Annotated in this window: 18 protein-coding genes and 1 tRNA gene; 8 read left to right on the forward strand and 11 right to left on the reverse strand. The window is 72.1% G+C overall.

What is annotated here, in order from left to right; translation table 11 throughout:
• Positions 1-44: 44 nt before the first annotated feature.
• The 6 genes from ACO0E0_RS03410 to ACO0E0_RS03435 are packed head-to-tail and all read right to left on the reverse strand — an operon-like array spanning position 45 to position 7,449.
• Positions 45-1,916 carry a protein kinase domain-containing protein gene (locus ACO0E0_RS03410; RefSeq protein WP_422870002.1) on the reverse strand — a complete coding sequence of 624 codons (1,872 nt, stop codon included), beginning with the start codon at positions 1,914-1,916 and terminating at the stop codon, positions 45-47.
• Positions 1,913-3,367 (reverse strand): peptidoglycan D,D-transpeptidase FtsI family protein, encoded by a 1,455-nt coding sequence (locus ACO0E0_RS03415; protein ID WP_422870003.1) that lies wholly within the window; start codon positions 3,365-3,367, stop codon positions 1,913-1,915. The genes ACO0E0_RS03410 and ACO0E0_RS03415 overlap by 4 nt, the downstream gene beginning before the upstream one ends.
• A gap of 4 nt (positions 3,368-3,371) precedes the next feature.
• Entirely contained in the window at positions 3,372-4,808 is a 1,437-nt protein-coding gene (locus tag ACO0E0_RS03420; RefSeq protein ID WP_422870004.1) for an FtsW/RodA/SpoVE family cell cycle protein, read from the reverse strand.
• A complete protein-coding gene (locus ACO0E0_RS03425; RefSeq protein WP_422870005.1) occupies positions 4,805-6,196 on the reverse strand; it encodes a PP2C family protein-serine/threonine phosphatase in 1,392 nt (463 codons plus the stop codon). Before ACO0E0_RS03425 ends, ACO0E0_RS03420 begins: the two co-directional genes overlap by 4 nt.
• 6 nt (positions 6,197-6,202) lie before the next feature.
• On the reverse strand, positions 6,203-6,772 hold the full coding sequence (locus ACO0E0_RS03430) for an FHA domain-containing protein FhaB/FipA (protein ID WP_422870006.1): 570 nt from the start codon (positions 6,770-6,772) through the stop codon (positions 6,203-6,205).
• On the reverse strand, positions 6,769-7,449 hold the full coding sequence (locus tag ACO0E0_RS03435) for an FhaA domain-containing protein (RefSeq protein ID WP_422870007.1): 681 nt from the start codon (positions 7,447-7,449) through the stop codon (positions 6,769-6,771). Before ACO0E0_RS03435 ends, ACO0E0_RS03430 begins: the two co-directional genes overlap by 4 nt.
• 100 nt (positions 7,450-7,549) lie before the next feature.
• Between ACO0E0_RS03435 and ACO0E0_RS03440 the strand changes: the two genes are divergently transcribed.
• The 4 genes from ACO0E0_RS03440 (at position 7,550) to ACO0E0_RS03455 (ending at position 10,689) form a co-directional block, all read left to right on the forward strand.
• A tRNA-Leu gene (locus tag ACO0E0_RS03440) sits at positions 7,550-7,633 on the forward strand.
• 228 nt (positions 7,634-7,861) lie between these two features.
• Positions 7,862-8,941 carry a heavy metal-binding domain-containing protein gene (locus tag ACO0E0_RS03445; protein WP_422870008.1) on the forward strand — a complete coding sequence of 360 codons (1,080 nt, stop codon included), beginning with the start codon at positions 7,862-7,864 and terminating at the stop codon, positions 8,939-8,941.
• 64 nt (positions 8,942-9,005) lie between these two features.
• Positions 9,006-9,824: a heavy metal-binding domain-containing protein gene (locus ACO0E0_RS03450; RefSeq protein WP_422870009.1), complete on the forward strand. Its 819-nt coding sequence runs from the start codon at positions 9,006-9,008 to the stop codon at positions 9,822-9,824.
• A 13-nt stretch (positions 9,825-9,837) separates the two neighbouring features.
• Complete coding sequence (locus tag ACO0E0_RS03455; protein ID WP_422870010.1) at positions 9,838-10,689, forward strand: hypothetical protein; 852 nt, start codon at positions 9,838-9,840, stop codon at positions 10,687-10,689.
• 14 nt (positions 10,690-10,703) lie between these two features.
• Here the strand turns inward: ACO0E0_RS03455 and ACO0E0_RS03460 are convergent, their stop codons facing one another.
• On the reverse strand, positions 10,704-11,930 hold the full coding sequence (locus ACO0E0_RS03460) for a toxic anion resistance protein (RefSeq protein ID WP_422870011.1): 1,227 nt from the start codon (positions 11,928-11,930) through the stop codon (positions 10,704-10,706).
• 161 nt (positions 11,931-12,091) lie between these two features.
• Between ACO0E0_RS03460 and ACO0E0_RS03465 the strand changes: the two genes are divergently transcribed.
• From ACO0E0_RS03465 to ACO0E0_RS03480, 4 genes are all read left to right on the forward strand, one after another.
• On the forward strand, positions 12,092-13,330 hold the full coding sequence (locus ACO0E0_RS03465) for an MFS transporter (RefSeq protein ID WP_422870012.1): 1,239 nt from the start codon (positions 12,092-12,094) through the stop codon (positions 13,328-13,330).
• 95 nt (positions 13,331-13,425) lie between these two features.
• On the forward strand, positions 13,426-14,412 hold the full coding sequence (locus ACO0E0_RS03470) for a permuted SH3 domain-containing protein (protein WP_422870013.1): 987 nt from the start codon (positions 13,426-13,428) through the stop codon (positions 14,410-14,412).
• Positions 14,409-15,203 carry an ABC transporter ATP-binding protein gene (locus tag ACO0E0_RS03475; RefSeq protein WP_422870014.1) on the forward strand — a complete coding sequence of 265 codons (795 nt, stop codon included), beginning with the start codon at positions 14,409-14,411 and terminating at the stop codon, positions 15,201-15,203. Before ACO0E0_RS03470 ends, ACO0E0_RS03475 begins: the two co-directional genes overlap by 4 nt.
• Entirely contained in the window at positions 15,203-16,444 is a 1,242-nt protein-coding gene (locus tag ACO0E0_RS03480) for an ABC transporter permease (RefSeq protein WP_422870015.1), read from the forward strand. Before ACO0E0_RS03475 ends, ACO0E0_RS03480 begins: the two co-directional genes overlap by 1 nt.
• Before the next feature lie 146 nt (positions 16,445-16,590).
• Here ACO0E0_RS03480 and ACO0E0_RS03485 read toward each other — a convergent pair whose 3' ends face one another.
• From ACO0E0_RS03485 to ACO0E0_RS03500, 4 genes are read right to left on the reverse strand one after another with little or no spacing between them, the layout of a single operon-like run.
• Positions 16,591-16,905, reverse strand: coding sequence for a hypothetical protein (locus tag ACO0E0_RS03485; RefSeq protein ID WP_422870016.1), 315 nt, complete (start codon positions 16,903-16,905; stop codon positions 16,591-16,593).
• Positions 16,902-17,663 (reverse strand): hypothetical protein, encoded by a 762-nt coding sequence (locus ACO0E0_RS03490; protein ID WP_422870017.1) that lies wholly within the window; start codon positions 17,661-17,663, stop codon positions 16,902-16,904. The genes ACO0E0_RS03485 and ACO0E0_RS03490 overlap by 4 nt, the downstream gene beginning before the upstream one ends.
• Entirely contained in the window at positions 17,660-18,226 is a 567-nt protein-coding gene (locus ACO0E0_RS03495) for an RNA polymerase sigma factor (protein ID WP_422870018.1), read from the reverse strand. The genes ACO0E0_RS03490 and ACO0E0_RS03495 overlap by 4 nt, the downstream gene beginning before the upstream one ends.
• A gap of 9 nt (positions 18,227-18,235) precedes the next feature.
• The gene (locus ACO0E0_RS03500) at positions 18,236-18,682 is read right to left on the reverse strand and encodes a MarR family winged helix-turn-helix transcriptional regulator (protein WP_422870019.1); all 447 of its coding nucleotides are present in this window, start codon (positions 18,680-18,682) and stop codon (positions 18,236-18,238) included.
• Positions 18,683-18,755 lie beyond the last annotated feature (73 nt).

Consider the following 18,755-nt stretch of genomic DNA (forward strand, 5'->3'; position numbering starts at 1 on the left):
GGTCGCGCTGGTGGCGGTGCGGTCGCGCTGCGGTGCTCGTCGGGTCAGTGGCCCTCTTCGAGCTTCGCCACGACGCCTTCGAGCGAGCCGGGGCCGTTGCCCTTCCCGTTCCCGTTCCCGTTGCCGTTGCCGTTGCCGTTCCCGTTGCCGTTCCCGGGTCCCGTCCCGGAACTCGCCCCCGGCCCGGACGCACCAGCGGTCGGCGAGTTCGACGGCACCGGCGTGTACGGCACCGTGAGCGCGGGCGACGCCGGGGACTGCAGCTCTCCGCAGTTCACGGTGTACGTGAACACGACGTTGCCCGGGCCCGTCGCCGTGATGTCCAACGACGTCGCGGTCGTCGCGCCTGACCCGGCGCTCTTGCTGTCAACACCGTTCTGGATGGTGTACGAGTAGCCGGTGAGGGTGTACCCGGTCGGGCAGCTGGTGTAGGCGGCCCACGATGCGGTGAACTTGCCGGTCGCCGAGACGGACCCGGCCGTGGCGGCCCCGGGCTGCGCGGGCGACGGGACCTCCTGGTAGACCTTCAGCGTGATCGTCGAGCCGTACGGCAGATTGCCGGTCGGGCCGATCGACTGGACGGTGCCCACCTGCTCGGCGCTCGACGCAGCGTCACCGTCGACCGGGTTCACCGTGAAGCCCTGGCCCTGCAGGATGGCCTGGACGTCGTTCGCGTTCTTGCCGAGGTAGTCGCTCTGGTTCACCGTGACACGTGCCGGGTGCGACGCGGAGGGCGTCGTGCTCGGGGTGGCCGACGGGGTGGTGGCCGAGGGCGTGCTCGACGCCGACCCCGAGGACGTCGGAACGGGGGCCGGGTCGTTGTTCCGCGCGAACACGACCGCGCCGATGATGAGCGCGATGACGACGACGATCGCCCCGATGACCAGCGGCCAGAACCAGCCCGGACGCTCCTTGCGCTCGTCCTCGTCCGGCTCGGCCGCACTCGTCACACCGGCCCCAGCGGCGGCTCCGCCCGGGGGCAGGCGCGTCGTCGCGGAGGTCCCGATCAGGCTCGTCGCCTGGTCGTTCCCGGCCGGCGGGTTGAACGCGACCGTCCCCGCGCCGAGCGCGGGCACGGCGACCGTCGCGGCGGCGACGTCCCCGCGACGGAGGGCCTGTGCGGCGCGGGCGAGGTTCGCGGCGGTGGCCGGCCGCTGGGCGGGCTTCTTCGCGATGCAGGACATCACGAGGTCGCGGACCGGGTCCGGGATCGTCGGCGGGAGTGCCGGCGGCTGCTCGTTGATGTGCGCCATCGCGATCGCGACCTGCGACTCGCCCGTGAACGGACGTCGGCCGGCCAGCATCTCGTACGCGACGATGCCGAGGGAGTAGATGTCGGTCGACGGTGACGCCGGGTGCCCGCTGGCCTGTTCCGGGGAGAGGTACTGGACGGTGCCCATCACCTGGCCCGTCGCGGTGAGGGGGACCTGGTCGGCGATGCGGGCGATGCCGAAGTCGGTGATCTTCACCCGGCCGTCCGGGGTGATCAGCAGGTTGCCGGGCTTGATGTCGCGGTGCACGAGCCCGACGGCGTGGGCGGCCTGGAGCGCGTTCGCGGTCTGCGCGACGATGTCGAGGGTCTTGTCGACCGAGAGGGTGTGCTCGCGCTCGAGCAGGGTCGACAGAGCTTCGCCGGGCACGAGTTCCATGACGAGGTAGGCGCTGCCGTCCTCCTCGCCGTAGTCGAAGACGTTCGCGATGCCCTCGTGGTTGACGAGTGCGGCGTGCCGGGCTTCGGCACGGAACCGCTCGAGGAAGCCGGGATCGCCGAGGTACTCGTCCTTGAGGATCTTGAGGGCGACGGTCCGACCGATCACCAGGTCGGTGGCCTGCCACACCTCGCCCATGCCGCCGATGGCGACGCGGGAGGAGAGCTGGTACCGCCCACCGAATGTGAGTCCGCTGGTGGGTCTCATTTGTTCAGCACCGCCTCCATGACTTTCTTCGCGATGGGAGCCGCGACCGTGTTGCCGACCCCCCGTTGTCCGAGCCCGCCGCCGTTGCCGACGACGACCGCGACCGCGACCTCCGGGTTCTTCGCCGGGGCGAACCCGGTGAACCACAGCGTGTACGGGTCGCCCGTGCCGTTCTCGGCAGTCCCCGTCTTGCCCGCGACGTCGACCCCGTCGATTCTCGCATTCGTGCCGGTCCCGCCGGACACGACGCTCTGCATCGCGGTGGTGAGGTCGGCCGAGACCGAACCCGAGATCGGGCTGCTGTACTGCTTGGCCTGGAACGACTCGACGGTCTTGAGGTCGCTCGTCTGGATCGAGTCGACGAGGGTCGGCTGCATGACCGTCCCGCCGTTCGCGATCCCGGCGGTGACCATCGCGATCTGCAGCGGGGAGACCCGGACGCTCTGCTGGCCGAACGCACTGCGCATCAGCTCGGCGACGCCGTCCGTCTGCGGGTACTCGCTCGGCGTCGACGCCATCGGGACGTGGATGCTGTCGCCGAACCCGTACTTGTCCGCCATCGCCTTGATCGCGTCGTACCCGAGCTTCTGGCCGAGCTCCGCGAACGGGATGTTGCACGAGTCCTGGATCGCGACCGCGATCGTCACCGTGTCGCCGCCGCCGCACGAGCCGCCCTCGGCGTTGTTGATCGTGCGGGAGGTCCCGGGCAACGTCAGTGTCGAGGGGTTCGGCAGCGTGGAGTCGAGCGTGTAGTCCCCGCTCTCGAACGCCGCGGACGCCACGACGAGCTTGAACACCGACCCGGGCGCGTAGAGGTCGCCGCCGATGGCACGGTTGGCGAGCGGCTGCGACTGGTTCGCGAGCAGGGACTTGTAGGTCGCGATGACCTGCTCGGTGTCGTGGACGGCGAGCGAGTTCGGGTCGTACCCGGGCTTCGACACCATCGCGAGGATCTTGCCGGTCTTCGGCTGGATCGCGACGACGGCTCCCGAGTTCGACCCGAGGGCGTCGTACGCCGCCTGCTGGACCGCGGGGTCGATCGTCAGGTTGACGTTGTCCCCCTGGACGTCCTGCCCGGTGAGGATCGAATTGATGTTCCCGAAGAAGTTGTCGTCGCTGTTGCCGGACAGGTACGTGTTCTCGGCGCTCTCGATGCCGGTGTCGCCCTGGCCGATCGTGAAGTACCCGGTGACCGCGGAGTACAGCTCGCCGTTCGGGTACGACCGCTGGTAGTTGTACTGGTCGTCGACCGGCTTCGACTCGGCGATGGGGGTGCCGTCGACGAGGATCGCACCGCGCTTGGTCGAGTAACTGTCCAGGATGGTTCGCGAGTTCCGCGGGTCGGCACGGAGCTGCTGTGCCGCGAAGAACTGGATGCTGGTCGTCGACACGAACAGGGCGACGAACATCAGGACGACCACCGTGGAGATGGCCCTGAGCTGGCGTTTCATGTGGTCACCGTCCGTTCCTGGTCGCGTTGCCGGTGTCGGGACCGGGCTGGAGGATCTGCTGGCCGACACGCTGCTCGGCGGGGATCGAGTCGGTGAGCCGGAGCAGCAGCGCGGCGATGATCCAGTTCGCGACGAGCGACGAGCCGCCCGCGGCCATGAACGGGGTCGTCAGTCCGGTCACGGGGATCACGCGGGTGACACCGCCCACGACGATGAACACCTGCAGCGCGATGGTGAACCCGAACCCGATGCCGATGAGCTTGCCGAAGTCGTCCTGCCCGGAGTACGCCACGCGGAACCCACGCGACACGAGGAGGATGAACAGGCCGAGGACCGCGAAGACGCCGATGAGGCCGAGCTCCTCGCCGATCGCCGACATGATGTAGTCGCTCTGCGCGACGGGCGTCAGGTACGGGCGGCCCTGCCCGAGGCCGGTGCCGGTGATCCCGCCGTTCGCGAACCCGAACAGGCCGGTGACGAGCTGGTAGCTCGACTGCGTCGACGCCTTGTAGATCGTGCTGTCGAACGGGTGCAGCCACTGCTCGAACCGGCCGTGCACGTAGGTGAGGGTGCTCGCGGCGATGCTCGCGCCGCCGACGAACAGCACGAGGCCGAGCACGACCCAGCTCACCCGGCCGGTCGCGACGTAGAGCATGACGAGGAACAGGCCGAAGTACAGCAGCGAGGTCCCGAGGTCGCGCTGGAACACGAGCACGCTCATCGCGGCGCCCCAGACGATGAGGATCGGGCCGAGGTCGCGGGGCCGCGGGAACCGGATGCCGAGGATCTTCGGGCCGACGATCGAGAGGGAGTCCCGGGCCGTGACGAGGTAGCCGGCGAAGAACAGCGCCATCGTGATCTTCGCCAGTTCGCCCGGCTGGAACGAGAACGGCCCGATGCGGATCCAGACGCGGGCGCCCCCGATGTCCTGCCCGATCCCGGGCAGCATCGGCAGCAGGAGCAGGACGATCGTCAGGAACATGAAGATGTAGCGGTAGCGCTGCAGGAACCGGTGGTTCTTGACGAGGAGCAGGACCGCGATCGCGAACGCCATCGCGAGGAGCGTCCAGACGATCTGCTTGACGCCGAGGGCGCTCCACCCGCTGAGGTGGTTGTGCAGGTCGATCCGGTAGATCTCCGCGATCCCGATCCCGTTGAGGACCAGCGCGATCGGGAGGATGAAGGGGTCCGCGTTCTTCGCGACGACCCGGAGCACGACGTGCATGACGAGTGCGAGCAGCAGGATCCCGGCACCGACGACGAACACGCTCGTGTCGACGACTGTGCCCTCGGCGCCGAGCTGGACGAGCACCATGGCGCCGGCGCAGATGCCGCAGGCGATGACGAGCAGCCCGAGCTCGAGGTTGCGGGCGCGGGCCGGCTCCCGGAGCTTGATCGTGATGGCCTGCGTGAGCGACTGGCGGGACGCGGTGGCGGTCATCGCCCACCTCCGGCGGACGCGGCCGCGGCGTCGGTCTGGAGGCGCGACCTGCCCTCCGCGGCCGCGGTCGCGCTGGCGGACGGGGTCGGCGTGGGCGTCGCGGTCGGCGTCGCGGTCGAGGGTCCGGTGTCGACGCCGGTCGCAGCGGCCGCCTCGAGGCGCACGAGGATCGCCCGGGCATCGGTGAGCGACGCCGCGTTGATCGTCTGGCGGACGTTCTCCCGGGTGTACTCCGGCAGGTCGCCCACCCGGGTGTCGGAGTCCTCGTAGACGCTCGAGAGCCGGATCGGCCCGATGCTCTGCTGGACGCCCTTGTAGATCGCGACGTTCCCGGCGTCCGACCCGACGTAGTAGTGCATCTGGGTCCAGCGGTAGCCGAGCAGCACCGCACCGAGCACGACGACGACCGCGGCGACGAGCGCGATGGTCCAGGACACGCGACGGCGGAACCTCCGGCGGCGGTCCTCGGCGATGAGCTCGGCGAAGTACTGGTCGGACTCGGGCTCGAAGTGCGAGTCCTCGGGCAGCGTCGTGACCTTGAGCGGGTGGAGCAGGATCGTGGGGAGGCGGATCGGCTTGCGGCCGGTCGGTGCCTCGAAGGTCAGGGGTGCGGCGGCGGAGCCGACGGTGGTGGCGGCGTCGTCGGCATCGTCGTCGGGTGCCGAGTCCGCGACGTCCATCACGACGACGGTCACGTTGTCCGGGGCGCCGTGGTCGAGCGTCTCCTTGACGAGTCGCTGCGTGACCTGGTTGGCGTCCATGTCGGTCGCGAGGGCGTGCCGGATGCGCTCCTCGGCGAGGTAGCTCGAGAGCCCGTCGGAGCAGATGAGCCAGCGGTCACCCGCTCGGATGTCCGCGACGGTCGTGTCGACCTCGGGTGCCGCGTCGACGTCGCCGAGCACGCGCATGAGGACCGAGCGGCGCGGGTGCACCGCCGCTTCCTCCGGGGTGATCCGGCCGCTGTCGACGAGGCGCTGCACGAACGTGTGGTCCGCGGTGACCTGCGTGAGGACTCCGTCGCGGAACCGGTAGATGCGGGAGTCGCCGATGTGGGCGATGGCGAGTTCGTCGCCGACGCGGATCATCGCGCTGACGGTGGTGCCCATCCCGGTGAGCTCCTGGTGCTCGAACACCGTCTCGGTGATGAGCTGGTTCGCGGCCATGAGCGCGGTCTGCAGGGCGAACTCGGCGTCCTGCGCCGTCGGGAAGTCCCGGTCGACCTCGCGGATCCGGCGGACGGCGATCGCGGAGGCGACGTCGCCCCCGGCGTGGCCGCCCATGCCGTCGGCCACGACGAACAAGTGGGCCCCGGAGTACCCGGAGTCCTGGTTGTTCGCGCGGATCCGGCCCACGTGGGACACGGCTGCGCTCATGGTGCGGGCCGTCATGCCGCGCTACCGCCGCAACTCGAACGTCGTGGTCCCGATGGTGATCGGCGCACCCTCGGCGACCCGCATCGGGGCCGTCACGCGCTGTCCGTCGAGGAACGTGCCGTTCGTGGAGTCGAGGTCGGTGATGATCCATCCGTCGGGGCGGAGCTCGAGTCGAGCGTGGTTCGTGGACGTGTAGTCGTCGCGGATCACGACGTTGCTGTCGCTCGACCGGCCGACCGTGATCGGGCCGCGGCCGAGCGGCATCTCCATGCCTTCGCGGGAACCGTCGGTGATGACCAGTCGGGTGGCGACCGCCGTGGCGGGCGCGGCCGTGCCTCCTGGCGGTGTGCCCGTCGGTCCACCGGACAGGATCGCCTCCGTGAACGCGCCCTGCGCAGCGCCCGCCGGTGTCGTGGCCGGGACGGTCGGCGTCGTCGGACCCTGCGGCTGGCCCTTGGCGTCGGTCGGGATCGAGCGCGTGCGCTGGCCGAAGAGGTCGCTGCGGAGCGCGAAGACGATCGCGAACACGAACAGCCACAGGACCGCGAGGAACGCGAACCGCAGCACGAGGAGGGTCAGGCCACTCGTCATCGGGCTCCTCCGTCAGATTCCGGCACCACGCGGAACACCATACGGGTCCGGCCGATCTCGATGGTCGAGTCCGGTTCGACGATCACCCGGTCGAACGCCTGGCCGTTCAGCTTCGAGCCGTTCGTCGAGCCGAGGTCGGTGGCCTGCGCGTGCTTGCCGTCCCAGAGCAGCTCGACGTGCTTGCGGCTCGTCCCGGTGTCCGCGATCGTGATGTCCGCGTCCGAGCCGCGGCCGATCACGGTCCGGCCGACCGACAGGCGGTGCCGCTCGGACCCGATGTCGAGGACGGCCGTCCAGGCGACGTCCTTGCGGACCGTCGTCGAGTCGACCTGCAGGATGCCCGTGGACAGGGTGCCGTCCTGGCGCAGGGTGATCGCGACGGGCCCGGAGAACGAGTAGTTCTGCGCGACCGCGTGCTGCTGGAGGAGCGTGGTCAGCTCGTCGATGAGCGGCCGGCCGATGTCGTGCATGCGCGTGAAGTCCGGCGGCGCGAGGTGCACCACGAACTCGTTCGGGACGAGGATGCGCTCGCGGGAGACGACCGCCGCCTTGGTGTCGAGCTCGCGGCGGAGGGCACTGGTGATCTCGAGGGGCTGCACGCCCGAGCGGAAGGTCTTCGCGAACGCACCGTTGACGGTCCGCTCGAGCCCTCGCTCGAATCTGTCCAACAGGCCCATGGTTCTCCAGTGGTCTCGGTCACGTGGCCGGGGTCGCCAACTCATGCATGGTAGTAGGTGGCGCGCGGCCGTTCCTGTACGTGGTAGTGTCGTCCGGCTGGCGCGAGTGGCGGAATTGGTAGACGCGCACGGTTCAGGTCCGTGTGCCCGTGAGGGCGTGGGGGTTCAAGTCCCCCCTCGCGCACACACCAGCATGGAGAAGGCCGGTCCCTCGGGACCGGCCTTCCGTCTGTCCGGGTGTGCGCCGGGACACGTCCACGGGGGTGCGCCGAGACGCGGTCACCGAGGCGCTCCCGGCCCGTCCTCGCCGCCTCCGCTGAACCTCCCCACAGCCAGGCCCCGCACCGGCGCGCGCGTGCCATGCTGAAGCGGCCGGCACGAACCGGCGCGAACGCGGACGACGGGGGCGGCCATGTCGGATCGGGCAGACGAGGCCCGTGGCCCGTGGGTCGACGGCCTCCCGCCAGCGGCCCACGCCCGCGCGGCACGCCAACGAGCGAGCGGTGTCGCCGGCTCCCTCCTCTCCGCACCCGGTGCCGCCGCGATCCGTGCCGTCGCACTCCAGCCCGTCGGCGAGGTCTTCGGCAGCGTCGTCATGCAGCTCGGCTGGACCGGCGGCGGCTGCGGCTTCTGGGGTGTCAACGGGTTCGGGACGACCGGGTACGGCACGGTGTCGAACGGCGGCGGCACGGCGGCCCTGACCGGCGGTGTGTTCCGGGGACCGTTCCTCGGGTCGGGTGCGACGAACAGTCCCTTCGGGGGGTACGGCGCCTGGACGACCCCGGTCCTGACCACCGGCGGGCGTGGGGGGCGGAACGCCGGGTTCGGGTCCTACGTGCAGGCGTTCGGTCACGCATGGCACGGTGCCCACGACCGCATGGTGGCCGAGGCGACCCTGCTCGGGGCGGACGGGATCGTCGACGTGCACGTCCGCCGCGAACGACTCGAGGGCCAGATCTGGGAGTACACCGCGACCGGCACGGCCGTCCGGTCGCTCGACACGTCGGTCAGCCCGAGCGCGAGCGGCGGCACCCCGTGGACCGCGGGCTTCTCCGCCGAGCACACCACGGTCCTCCTGCAGTCCGGGTACGTCCCGCGCGGGATGGCGCTCGGCCTGTCGGTGTCGACCAAGCACGAGGACCCGGTGCTCAAGTCCCAGCGGTCGATGTGGTCGGACAACACCGAGATCGACGGGCTGACCGAGCTGCTCGAGGCGGCACGCGACGACGCCCGGGCGCAACTCGCCCGACGGGCGGCCCCGTTGCGCGGCTCCGACCTCGTCGTCACCGAGAACCACGTCGGCGAGTTCGAGACCCCCTGCGGCGAGGAGGTCGACCTGCACGCCGAGGCGGTCTTCGTCGCCACCGTGATCGCGCCCGGACCGATGCACGCGTTCCGCGACCACTCCGCGACCGCACGGGCCCGGCGGGACGTCACGACGGTCATCCCCCTCCGCGATCCCGGCGTCCGGTCCGCCAGGAGACACCTGTGACCACCCATCGCGCACGATCATGTGCGCGCGCACCGCACTCCGCACCGACCACGAGGACTGAACGATGAGCACACCCGACCTCGGCGGCGTCCCGCTCCCCAGGGACGCCCAGGCCCGACTCGACGACGGACGGAACCGCCTGTTCACGTCCGACCTGTCCGTCAACGAGTTCCTGCTCGTCCGGCAGGCGGGGTTCCGCCCCGTCGGACTCGTGCTCGGGTCGAGCGTCTACCACGTGGGCATCCAGAACGGGCGCTGGAGCAAGAACATGGAGCTCGACAAGCTCAGCCAGGCGATGTACCACGCCCGCGAGCTCGCGATGACCCGGATGGAGGCCGAGGCGGACCGGCTCGGTGCGGACGGCATCGTCGGCGTCCGCCTGGAGATCGAGTTCAAGGAGTACGGCAACGACCTCGCCGAGTTCATCGCGATCGGCACCGCCGTCGTCGCGGACGCCCCGCCGCCCACCGGCAAGTGGCGGAACTCGCGGAGCCTGCCGTTCACGTCGGACCTCTCCGGGCAGGACTTCTGGACCCTCATCCAGGCCGGGTACGCCCCGCTCGGACTCACGATGGGCACGTGCGTCTACCACATCGCCCACCGCGGGATGCTCGCGTCGATGTCCACGATCGGCGCGAACACCGAGATCACGCAGTACACGGAGGCTCTCTACGACGCCCGCGAGCTCGCGATGGGACGGATGCAGACCGAGGCGGAACAGCTCGAGGCCGAGGGCATCGTCGGCGTGCAGCTCCTCTCCCTCCCGCACCGGTGGGGCGGCCACACGACCGAGTTCTTCGCGATCGGCACGGCGGTCCGCTCGCTCCGTCCGGACCACGTGATCCAGACCCCGAACCTCGTCCTGCCGCTGACGGACCGATGACCCGCACCGAGCGATGACCGACCTCGACCGCTCCGGATCCGCGCCCCTCGCGCCGATCGACGCGACCGCCGATCCCCGGACGCTCCTCGACGCCCTCGCGACGGCCGCGGGACGCGCCCTGCCCGCATCGGTCGTCGACCGGGTGGTGACCGTCGAGCGGCGACGCTCGTTGGCCGACCGGTTGGCCGGGAGGCCCGGTGCGGTGCGCTCCCTGCGCCTCACCGGGGTCGAGGAGACGCTCACCCTCGCCGAGGACGACGGTCGGCTCACCACCGAGGCCGCCCGCGTCTCCGGCGGCGTGACGATCGCGCGTCGGCAACCGGCGCTCGGCCACTGGCTCACCCTCTTCGCCGGGGAGGTCGCAGCCGTCGCCGCGGAGACCGCCGGTGACGCCGCCGAGGTCGCCGCATCGCTCGGGCGGCTCGGGGTGCGGACCGCCGACCCGTTCCGAGTCCCGGACGCGGACGTCGCCGGCGGTCTCGCGACGCTCGTCGCGACCGCGCAGGCCCGGCTCCCCCCGGACGCCGCTGCCACCGTGCAGCGGATCGGCGCGATGCTCACCGACGCGCTGCCCCGCGTCGCCGGGTCGGGCGAGGCCGAGGTCGTCGTGCGTCGGACCGCGACCAGCTACCTCCCGGACACGCTCCGGGCGTTCACCGCGCTCCCCGCGGACTGGGCGGCGACGCACCGGCTCGCGAACGGGTCGACGCCGGCCGAGGCGCTCCGCGATCAGCTCGGTGCGCTCGAGGCCGCCGCGACCCGGATGCGCGACGCCGCCGTGGGCCGGGACGCGACGGAGGTGCTCGTCAACGGGCGGTTCCTCGACGACCGGTTCCGGGCCTCCAGTCTGGATCTCGGGGACTGAGTCCCCACCGCCCCCTACCTGTCGCGCTGCTCCGTCTCGCGGTGCGAGCGCTCGAGGGCGCCGGATGCGCGGGTGACCTGCGTCTCGAGTGCGTCGACGGTCTCGGCCATCGCGCCGACCGCCTGCGCGCGGTAGGAGTCGACCGCATCGATCGTCGCGAGGACGTCGTCGAACGCCTTCTGCAGGGTCGCGACGCTGACACCCGACGACGACGCCTGGTCGTGGACGGACGCCGTCTGCTGGCGGAGCAGGTCCCCGCTCCGGGCGATCATCGCGTCCGTCGTCTCGTTCAGGGCGCTGATCTGCTGCAGCACGAGCTTCTGCTGGCCGAGCGCCTCGGACACCACCACGGCCGTCCGGAGCGCGGCGACCGTCGTCGTCCGCGCCCGGTCGACGCCGGTGACGAGCTCGACGTTGTTCTTCCGGACGAGGTCGAGCGCCAGGTACCCCTGGACCGAGACCGCGATCTGCGTCAGGAGGTCCTGCCGGCGCTGGCGGATCGGGAACAGCGCGTCGGCGACGAGACCGTCGGCAGCGTGGGCGTCCGTCGGACGGAGCTCGGCGGCCTTCTGCTCGATCGCGGCGTCGAGCGCTCGTGCGAGGGTCTCGTACTCGGCGAGCTTGCCCATCGTCGTCCAGAGCGCGGCCCGCTCCTCGTCGATCGCGGCGTTGTCCTTCCGGAGGGCGTCCTGCCCGGAGACGAGCGCCTCGATGATCGCGTCGAGCTGCTGCTGCGACGACTCGAACCGGTGGAAGTAGCGCGCGATGTGGGAGGCGCCCGGGATCATCCCGAGGATCCGCCGCGCGCCGGTCAGGTCGGCCTTGCCGGGGTCGAGGTCCGACACCGTCTCCCGGAGGTCCTGGAGCGTCCTCGCGACCTGCGCCTGCGGTGCGGCGGTGTCGCCGCGGCCCCGGGTCGCCGCCAACGAGGTGCTCGGGCGGTCGAGGAGGCGGCTGGAGGTCTGGGCGGAGCGCTCGACGTCCTGCTGGCCCATCCGGACGATGTCCCCGACCCGGCGGGTGAACTCGGGGCTGCCCGGCTGTTCGGCCGCGAGGGCGTCGACGAACGAACGGGCCGTCGCCTGCAGTTCGGTGCGCCGTTCCGGCGGGACCGGGACCATGCCCGCGGCGCGCTCCTCCGGGACCTCGCGCACGGGCTCCGGGGGCTGCAGCCGGAGCTCGGCGGCCGCGGGCGGCTGGAGGACGTCGTCGGACGGTCCCCCGAGGTCGAGCTCGGACACGGTGCGCCTCCCCACGGCCCCGGGTGTCGGGTCCTCTCGCCACCCTAGGACGTCCGGCGGGAGCGGCCAGTGCGACTGAGGGGCTTCACATCCTCCGGCCGAGCGGGTCCGGTCGGCCTCGGTGGTCGTCACGGTGCTCCGGACCGTGATCGAATGTCCCGGTGACCCAAGGACGCGCCACCACGGACCGCCCCACCCTCGTGCGCTGGCGCACCGCGATGATCGTCGCCTTCGGGCTCGGGGGCGTCACGCTCTCCACCTGGGGGCCGCGGCTCCCGGCGATCACCGCGACGCTCGGGCTCGACACCGCCGGGATCGGACTCCTCCTCGCCGGAGTGACCGTCGGCTCGGTCGCCGGTCTGCTCCTCGCCACCCCACTGCTGTCGTGGCTCGGGTCGCGACGGGCGATCGGCGGGGTGCTGCTGCTCGTCGCGGTGGCGCTCGCGGTGATCGGACTCGGCGTCGACGTGGTCCGCTCCGTCCCGGTCGTCGGGGTCGGCTTCGTGATCGCGGGGCTCGGCATCGGCGCGTTCGACGTCATGATCAACGTCGAGGGCTCGGCGATCGAACGCGGGCTCGGTCGGACGCTCATGCCACTGCTGCACGCGGCGTGGTCGGCGGGAGCGGCGATCGGCTCCGGGATCGGGGCGGCCTGCGCGGCGATCGGGATCGACCCGGTCGGGCAGTTCGTCGGCGAGGCCGTGCTCATGGCCGTCGTCGCCGTACCGGTCATGCGCGCGATCCCGCTCGGGTCCCGCGCGACGTCGGAGGAGCACGACCCGAGCCGCACCGTCGGGCAGCGGGTCCAGAGCTGGCTCCGGGGCTGGACCGACTGGCGGTTGCTCATGATCGGGCTCGTGATGCTCGGGGCGGAGCTCGGCGAGGGGTCGGCGAACAACTGGCTGACCCTGGCGACCAAGAACGACCACGGGCAGTCCGCCGCGGTCGCTGCGCTGTTCTTCACCGCGTTCGCGATCGGTGAGACGACCGCACGAGCGCTGGGCGGCCCGCTCGTCGACCGCTTCGGCCGTGTCCGGACGACACGGGCGACGACCGCGCTCGGGGTCGTCGGCGTCGTGCTGTTCATCCTCGGCGGGAGTCCATGGCTGGTGCTCGTCGGCGTCCTGCTCTGGGCGGTCGGTGTGTCGATGGGGTTCCCCCTCGGGATGTCCGCCGCGGCGGAGTCCGGCTCGAACCCCGCCGCCCGGGTCAGCGTCGTCGCGTCCATCGGGTACTTCGCGAACCTCGCCGGGCCGCCCGCGATCGGGTTCCTGGCCGGTGCGACGGGACTCCTCGGGGCGCTCTGGCTCGTGGCGTTGCTCCTCGCCGTCGCGTTCGTCGCGGCTGGATCGCTCCGGCCGACGCGCCCGGTCGCGGACGCCGTACCCGCTGCGGGCTGAGGCGCCGAGGTCAGTCGGGAGGATGAGGCGAGCCAGGCTCACCCTCCGCTACGGTCGAGGTCGGCGGGCCCCGAACCCCCGCCCCAGGGGGAGACATGGGTGTCACGCGACGGTGGATCCTGCCGGTGCTGCGGCTCGTGGTGTTCGCGGCCATCGCCGCCGCGCTCGTCAAGCTGGCGTTCTTCGGCGGGCTCACGGCGGCGAGCGACACGACGATCCCGACGGGGTCGGTCTCCCAGCCCACGGTGTCCGTCACGGAGGCCACGGTCAAGAGCGACGTCGTCCTCGCCGCCACGATCACCGCCGACGCCGCGGTCCCGGTCCGGGCGACCGCGGCGGGCGAGGTCGTCAAGGTCCTCGTCACGACGGGTCAGTCCCTCGGCGCGAACGCCGCCGTCGCGACCGTCCGGGCGGTCTCCGCGGACGGCGTCACCCCGGGCAAGGTCACGACCCTCACCACCTCGGCCGCGGGCACGGTCAGCGACGTCCCCGTGCTCGCGGGCCAGCAGCTCTCGGTCGGCGACGTCCTCGCGCAGGTCGCCCCGCCCACCTTCAGCGTCGTCGGGACGATGCCGCCCGAGCAGCAGTACCGGCTCGTCAACCGTCCGACCGAGGGTGCCGTGACGGTCACCGGCGGGCCCGAGCCGTTCACCTGCACGAACCTGACCATCTCGACGCCGCTGGCCGGCGCGGGGGAGTCGAGCAGTGCCTCCGGTCCGTCCGACGGCGGTGACTCGGGCTCGACCAGCGGGTCCACCGCGACGACGACGGTGCGCTGCGCGGTCCCCGGCGGCGTCACCGTGTTCAGCGGCATCGCCGCGAAGCTCACGGTGTCCGGAGGCGTCGCGGAGAACGCGCTCACCGTGCCGGTGACGGCGGTCGAGGGCGCGCCGGGCGGCTCCGGCGTCGTGTACACGATGGCGGACGACGGCACGCCCCAGCGGCACGCGGTGAAGCTCGGGGTCACCGACGGCAAGGTCGTCGCGGTCACCGAGGGCGTCGCGAAGGGCGACGACGTCCTCGAGTTCGTGCCGGGCGGGACGGGCACCTCGACCGAGGCGAGCGCGGGGAACGGCGGATGAGCCTCCTCCGGCTCGAGGGCGTCACCCGCACGGTCGCGCTGCCGGACGCCGAGCCGCTGCACATCCTGCGCGGCATCGACCTCGACGTCGAGAACGGCGACCACGTGAGCATCGTGGGGCGCTCCGGCAGCGGCAAGTCCACCCTGCTCAACCTGCTCGGGCTGCTCGACGAGCCGACCACCGGGCGGATCGTCTTCGACGACGTCCCGCTCGAGCGGATGAGCGCCCGCCAGCGGGACATCCGACGGGGCCGCGACGTCGGGTTCGTGTTCCAGCAGTTCAACCTGCTGCCCGGTCGCACCGCGCTCGAGAACGTCATGACACCGCTGCTGTTCAGTACCGGGCGCACGTTCTGGCGACGGGAGCGGATCGCGGCGGACATGCTCGAGCGGGTCGGACTCACCGAACGCGCGGGGTCGCTGCCGAGCCGGTTGTCCGGTGGTGAGCAGCAGCGGGTCGCGATCGCCCGGGCGCTCGTCCGGCGGCCGCGGCTGATCCTGGCGGACGAACCGACCGGAGCGCTCGACGTCGACACCGGGAACGTCATCATGGCGTTGCTCGACGAGGTCGTCGAGGCGTCGGGTGCGGCGCTCATCACGATCACGCACGACCCGAACATCGCGGCGCTCGCCCGACGGCACTACCGTCTCGACGCGGGGCGGCTCGTCGCTGCACCGAGCGGCGCCGCGGCGGTCGTGGCGCACAGCGGCGTGTCCGGCCCCGTCGTCGCCGGGTCCGGTGTCCGCGCGCCCCGCACCGGCGGTGTCCACCTGGCCGGACCGGGTCGCTGATGCGGGCGCTCACGTTCCTCGTCGGCAGCGTCTCCGAGGCCTGGTCCGAGTTCCGGACGCACAAGACCCGCGTCCTCATGAGCCTGATCGGCGTGGGGCTCGCCGTGCTCGCGCTGACCTCCGTCGCGGCCGTCAGCGCCGTCGCCCAGCAGTCCGTGACCGAGGGCCTCGAACGGCAGAGCGGTCGACCGGCCCTCCTCAGCATCGGCACCCCGTACCAGCCGGACGCGACCAACGCCGTCCCCGTGGCCCCGCCCGCCGGGTTCGGGGACGCGATCGAGCGTGAGATGAGCCGGTACGACATCGACTACGCGAGTCGGAACGTGCAGTTCCCGGCCGAGGCCCAGGGGCAGGGCGGCACCGTGTCGGTGTCCCTCCAGGCCGTCGACCGGGACTACGCGACGATGCACCGCCTCCGCCTCGTGCACGGCGCGTGGTTCGGCGCGCACGACGCCGCCCGTCTCGCGCCCGCGGTGATCGTCGACGAGGCATGGTGGAAGGACCTCGGCTCACCCGACCTCCGCACCCACCCGACGATCGCGCTCACCGGGCCGTCCGCGGCGACCGCGGTCATCGTCGGTGTGACGCCGGGCGGGTTCCCGGGGTCGCCGAGCGCGATCATGCTGTACGACGCGGTGGTCCGGCTCGCCGCGGGGACCAACGCGCTCGACCCGTCGCAGGCGTCGGTGCAGTACGAGGCGTGGGTGCCGCCGGCGTCGGCCAGGGCGCTGTCCTCGCACCTGTCGAACGACCTCTCCGAGGTGGCGGGCGACGGCTGGCAGGTCGACGTGCAGCGCGTCGACTACAAGGCGTACCCGGGGCCCGATCCGCTCCTGCTCCTCAAGATCGTGGTGGGCGGGGCCGCGGGGCTGATCCTGGTGCTCGGCGCACTCGGCCTCGTGAACATCTCGCTCGTCACGATCCGGACGCGGGTGCGGGAGATCGGCATCCGGCGGAGCTTCGGGGCGACGGCGTCGAGGGTGTTCGTGGCGATCATGCTCGAGAGCGTCGTCGCGACGGCGATCGCCGGGATCGCCGGGGTCGCGGTGTCGATCCTCGCGCTGAAGAACCCGCTCGTGACGGGCTGGCTCCACGAGCACGGCGTGATCAGTGTGCCGGCGTTCCCCGCATCCGCGTCGTTGCTCGGGCTCGCCGTGGCCGTCGGGGTCGGCGCGCTCGCCGGGTTGCTGCCGGCGATCATCGCGGTGCGGGTCAAGCCGATCGACGCGATCCGGTTCTGATCGACGCCACCGGTACCCGGGCCGCGGGTCGAACGCCGTGAGTGAGCAGGAATCGTCGGGTCGGCGGTCGTCACGCGACGATTCCTGCTCACTCGACGCGCGGGTCAGCGCCGGCCGAGGCCCGGGAGCGCGGCTCGACGCGCGGGTCAGTCGACGCGGGCGATCCTGACCTCCACCCGGACGAGCGGCAGACCTCGGCTCGCCATGAACGTCTCGACCGCGTCGTGCACCGCCCGGGCCACCCGCGGTGCCGGCGTGGCGTGGTCCGAGGAGATGACCGCGGACACCACCCCGTCGTCGACCCGCACCCGCGGCGGGCCGGTGAGGACACCCGTCGTGACGAGCTCGCGGGCGATCGTCGCGGCGTCGCCGATCGCCGGCGCGGACGCGAACAGCCGGCAGACGCCGGGGACCGCCGTGATGACGGCCTCGAGTTCGTGGGGCAGGTCCTGGTCGCTCACGGCGTCACCTCCGGGTCGTCCGACGGCGCCACGCGATCGAGCAGCACGTCGCGGATCTCGACGTCGATGCCCTCGATCGCGAGCTCGGTGTGTTCCAGCAGTTCGTGCACCACGCCCGTCCGGAGCCGTCCCACCACGTCGGGGATCGAGTTGCCCCAGAGCACGCTCGCGGTGATGCGGACCCGGATCGGCGCGCCGGGCTCGTCGACGTCGCCCTCGAGGACGCAGCGCCCGACGAGGATGCCGTCGACGTCGTCGGCGGCCCGCCGGATCAGTGAGCGGACGGAGCCCTCGGTGATCACGCTGTGCTCGGTCGGCGCCGCTCCGCGCAGCGGGATGTCACGGCCGGCGCGGGCCTCGAGCGAGATGTTCGCCAGGATGCCGCCGACCCAGCCGTCGTCCGCGGGGTCCTCGTCGAGCGATGCGGCGTCGAGCGCGTCCCTTGACAGCTCCCGCAGCCGCACGATCGCGGCGAGGGCGTTCTGACAGGCGGGGGATTCGTCGATGGTCGGGTCCGCGGGGCTCATGCCGGCGTCGAGGTAGTCGGCGAGCTCGTCGACCGTGTGGCCGTCGAGGAGCCCTGGATCGTCGCCGAGCACCGGCACGGCGGCAGACGGCGCGCCGCCGGCCTGCACCCCGCCCGTCGGGACGCCGGCGGACGGGACGCCGCCGGACGGGACGCCGCCGATCGGGACGCCGCCGACCGGGGCACCCGGCACCCCGTGCGACCCCCCGGCCTGTGGTGGAGTGGTGTTCATCGCCAGCCCTCCATCCGTGTCGACATGTTCTTCCGTGCCCGAGAGAGTAGCCCGCGGACCGTCGAGACCGGCACGCCGAGCTCCTCCGCGATGTCGTCGTAGGACAGTTCCAGGACCTCCTTCAGCAACCAGCACCGGCGCTGGTCGTCCGGCAGGCCCCGCAGTGCGAGGTCGGCGGCGTGTTCCCGGGATCGGGCCTCGACGATGCGGTCCGGCGTCGTGCGGTCGTCGCCGGCCGGGTCGAGCTCGTGGACGTCGTCGTGCAGTCGACGGGCGCGGACGTGGTCGATGCTCCGGTGCGACGCGATGCGGCTCAGCCAAGCCTTCACCTTGGCGGGCTCGGACAGCGAGTCGAGCCGCTCCCACGCCGTGATGAACGTGTCCTGGACGACGTCGTCGACCTCGTCGCCGGATCCGAGCGTGCGGCGTGCGACCGCACGGAGCAACGGCGTGAACCGGCGGATGAGGACCTCGAACGCACGGACGTCACCGTCGGCGGCCCGCTCGGCGAGGGTCGCGTCGTCGGCATCCGCGAGGGGGATCCGGTGGAGCTGGGACGGCACCGTCCCTGTCTACTCGCGGACGCCTGGGCCTCGCCCCTCGTCGATGATCTCGAGCAGTGTGGCGCGGAGCCGCTCGTCCTCGGGCATCACGGATCGCTCGAGGTGGTGCGCGGACGCCCAGGCGGCCCGGCCGGCGTCGGTGATCGTCACGATCCGGCGTCGGCGGTCCCTGTCGTCCGGCCGTCGTTCGACCGTGCCGTCGCGCTCCATCCGGTCCAGGGTGCGCGACATGGTCTGCGGCTGCACCCGGACCCGGCGGGCGAGCGTGTCGGGGTTCGTCGGTCCGTCCGTCGCGAGGTGGTGCAGGACGACGACCGCCGCGTGGCTGAGCCCGAGCTCGCGGAGCCGTTCGTCCCAGCGACGCTCGACGATGCGTGCGGCGGTGCTGAGCAGTCGCCCGGTCGGCCAGTCGGACGGGTCGGTCGCGGCAGCGCCGCTCCGGTCCCGATCTGCCATGGTGCGATCCTACGGCGCGACCGGAGACGGACGGGAGGCGCGGGGCGGGCCCGACCCGCGCCTCCCGTCCGAT

The organism is Curtobacterium phyllosphaerae, from assembly GCF_049341865.1.
Lineage (GTDB): Bacteria > Actinomycetota > Actinomycetes > Actinomycetales > Microbacteriaceae > Curtobacterium > Curtobacterium phyllosphaerae.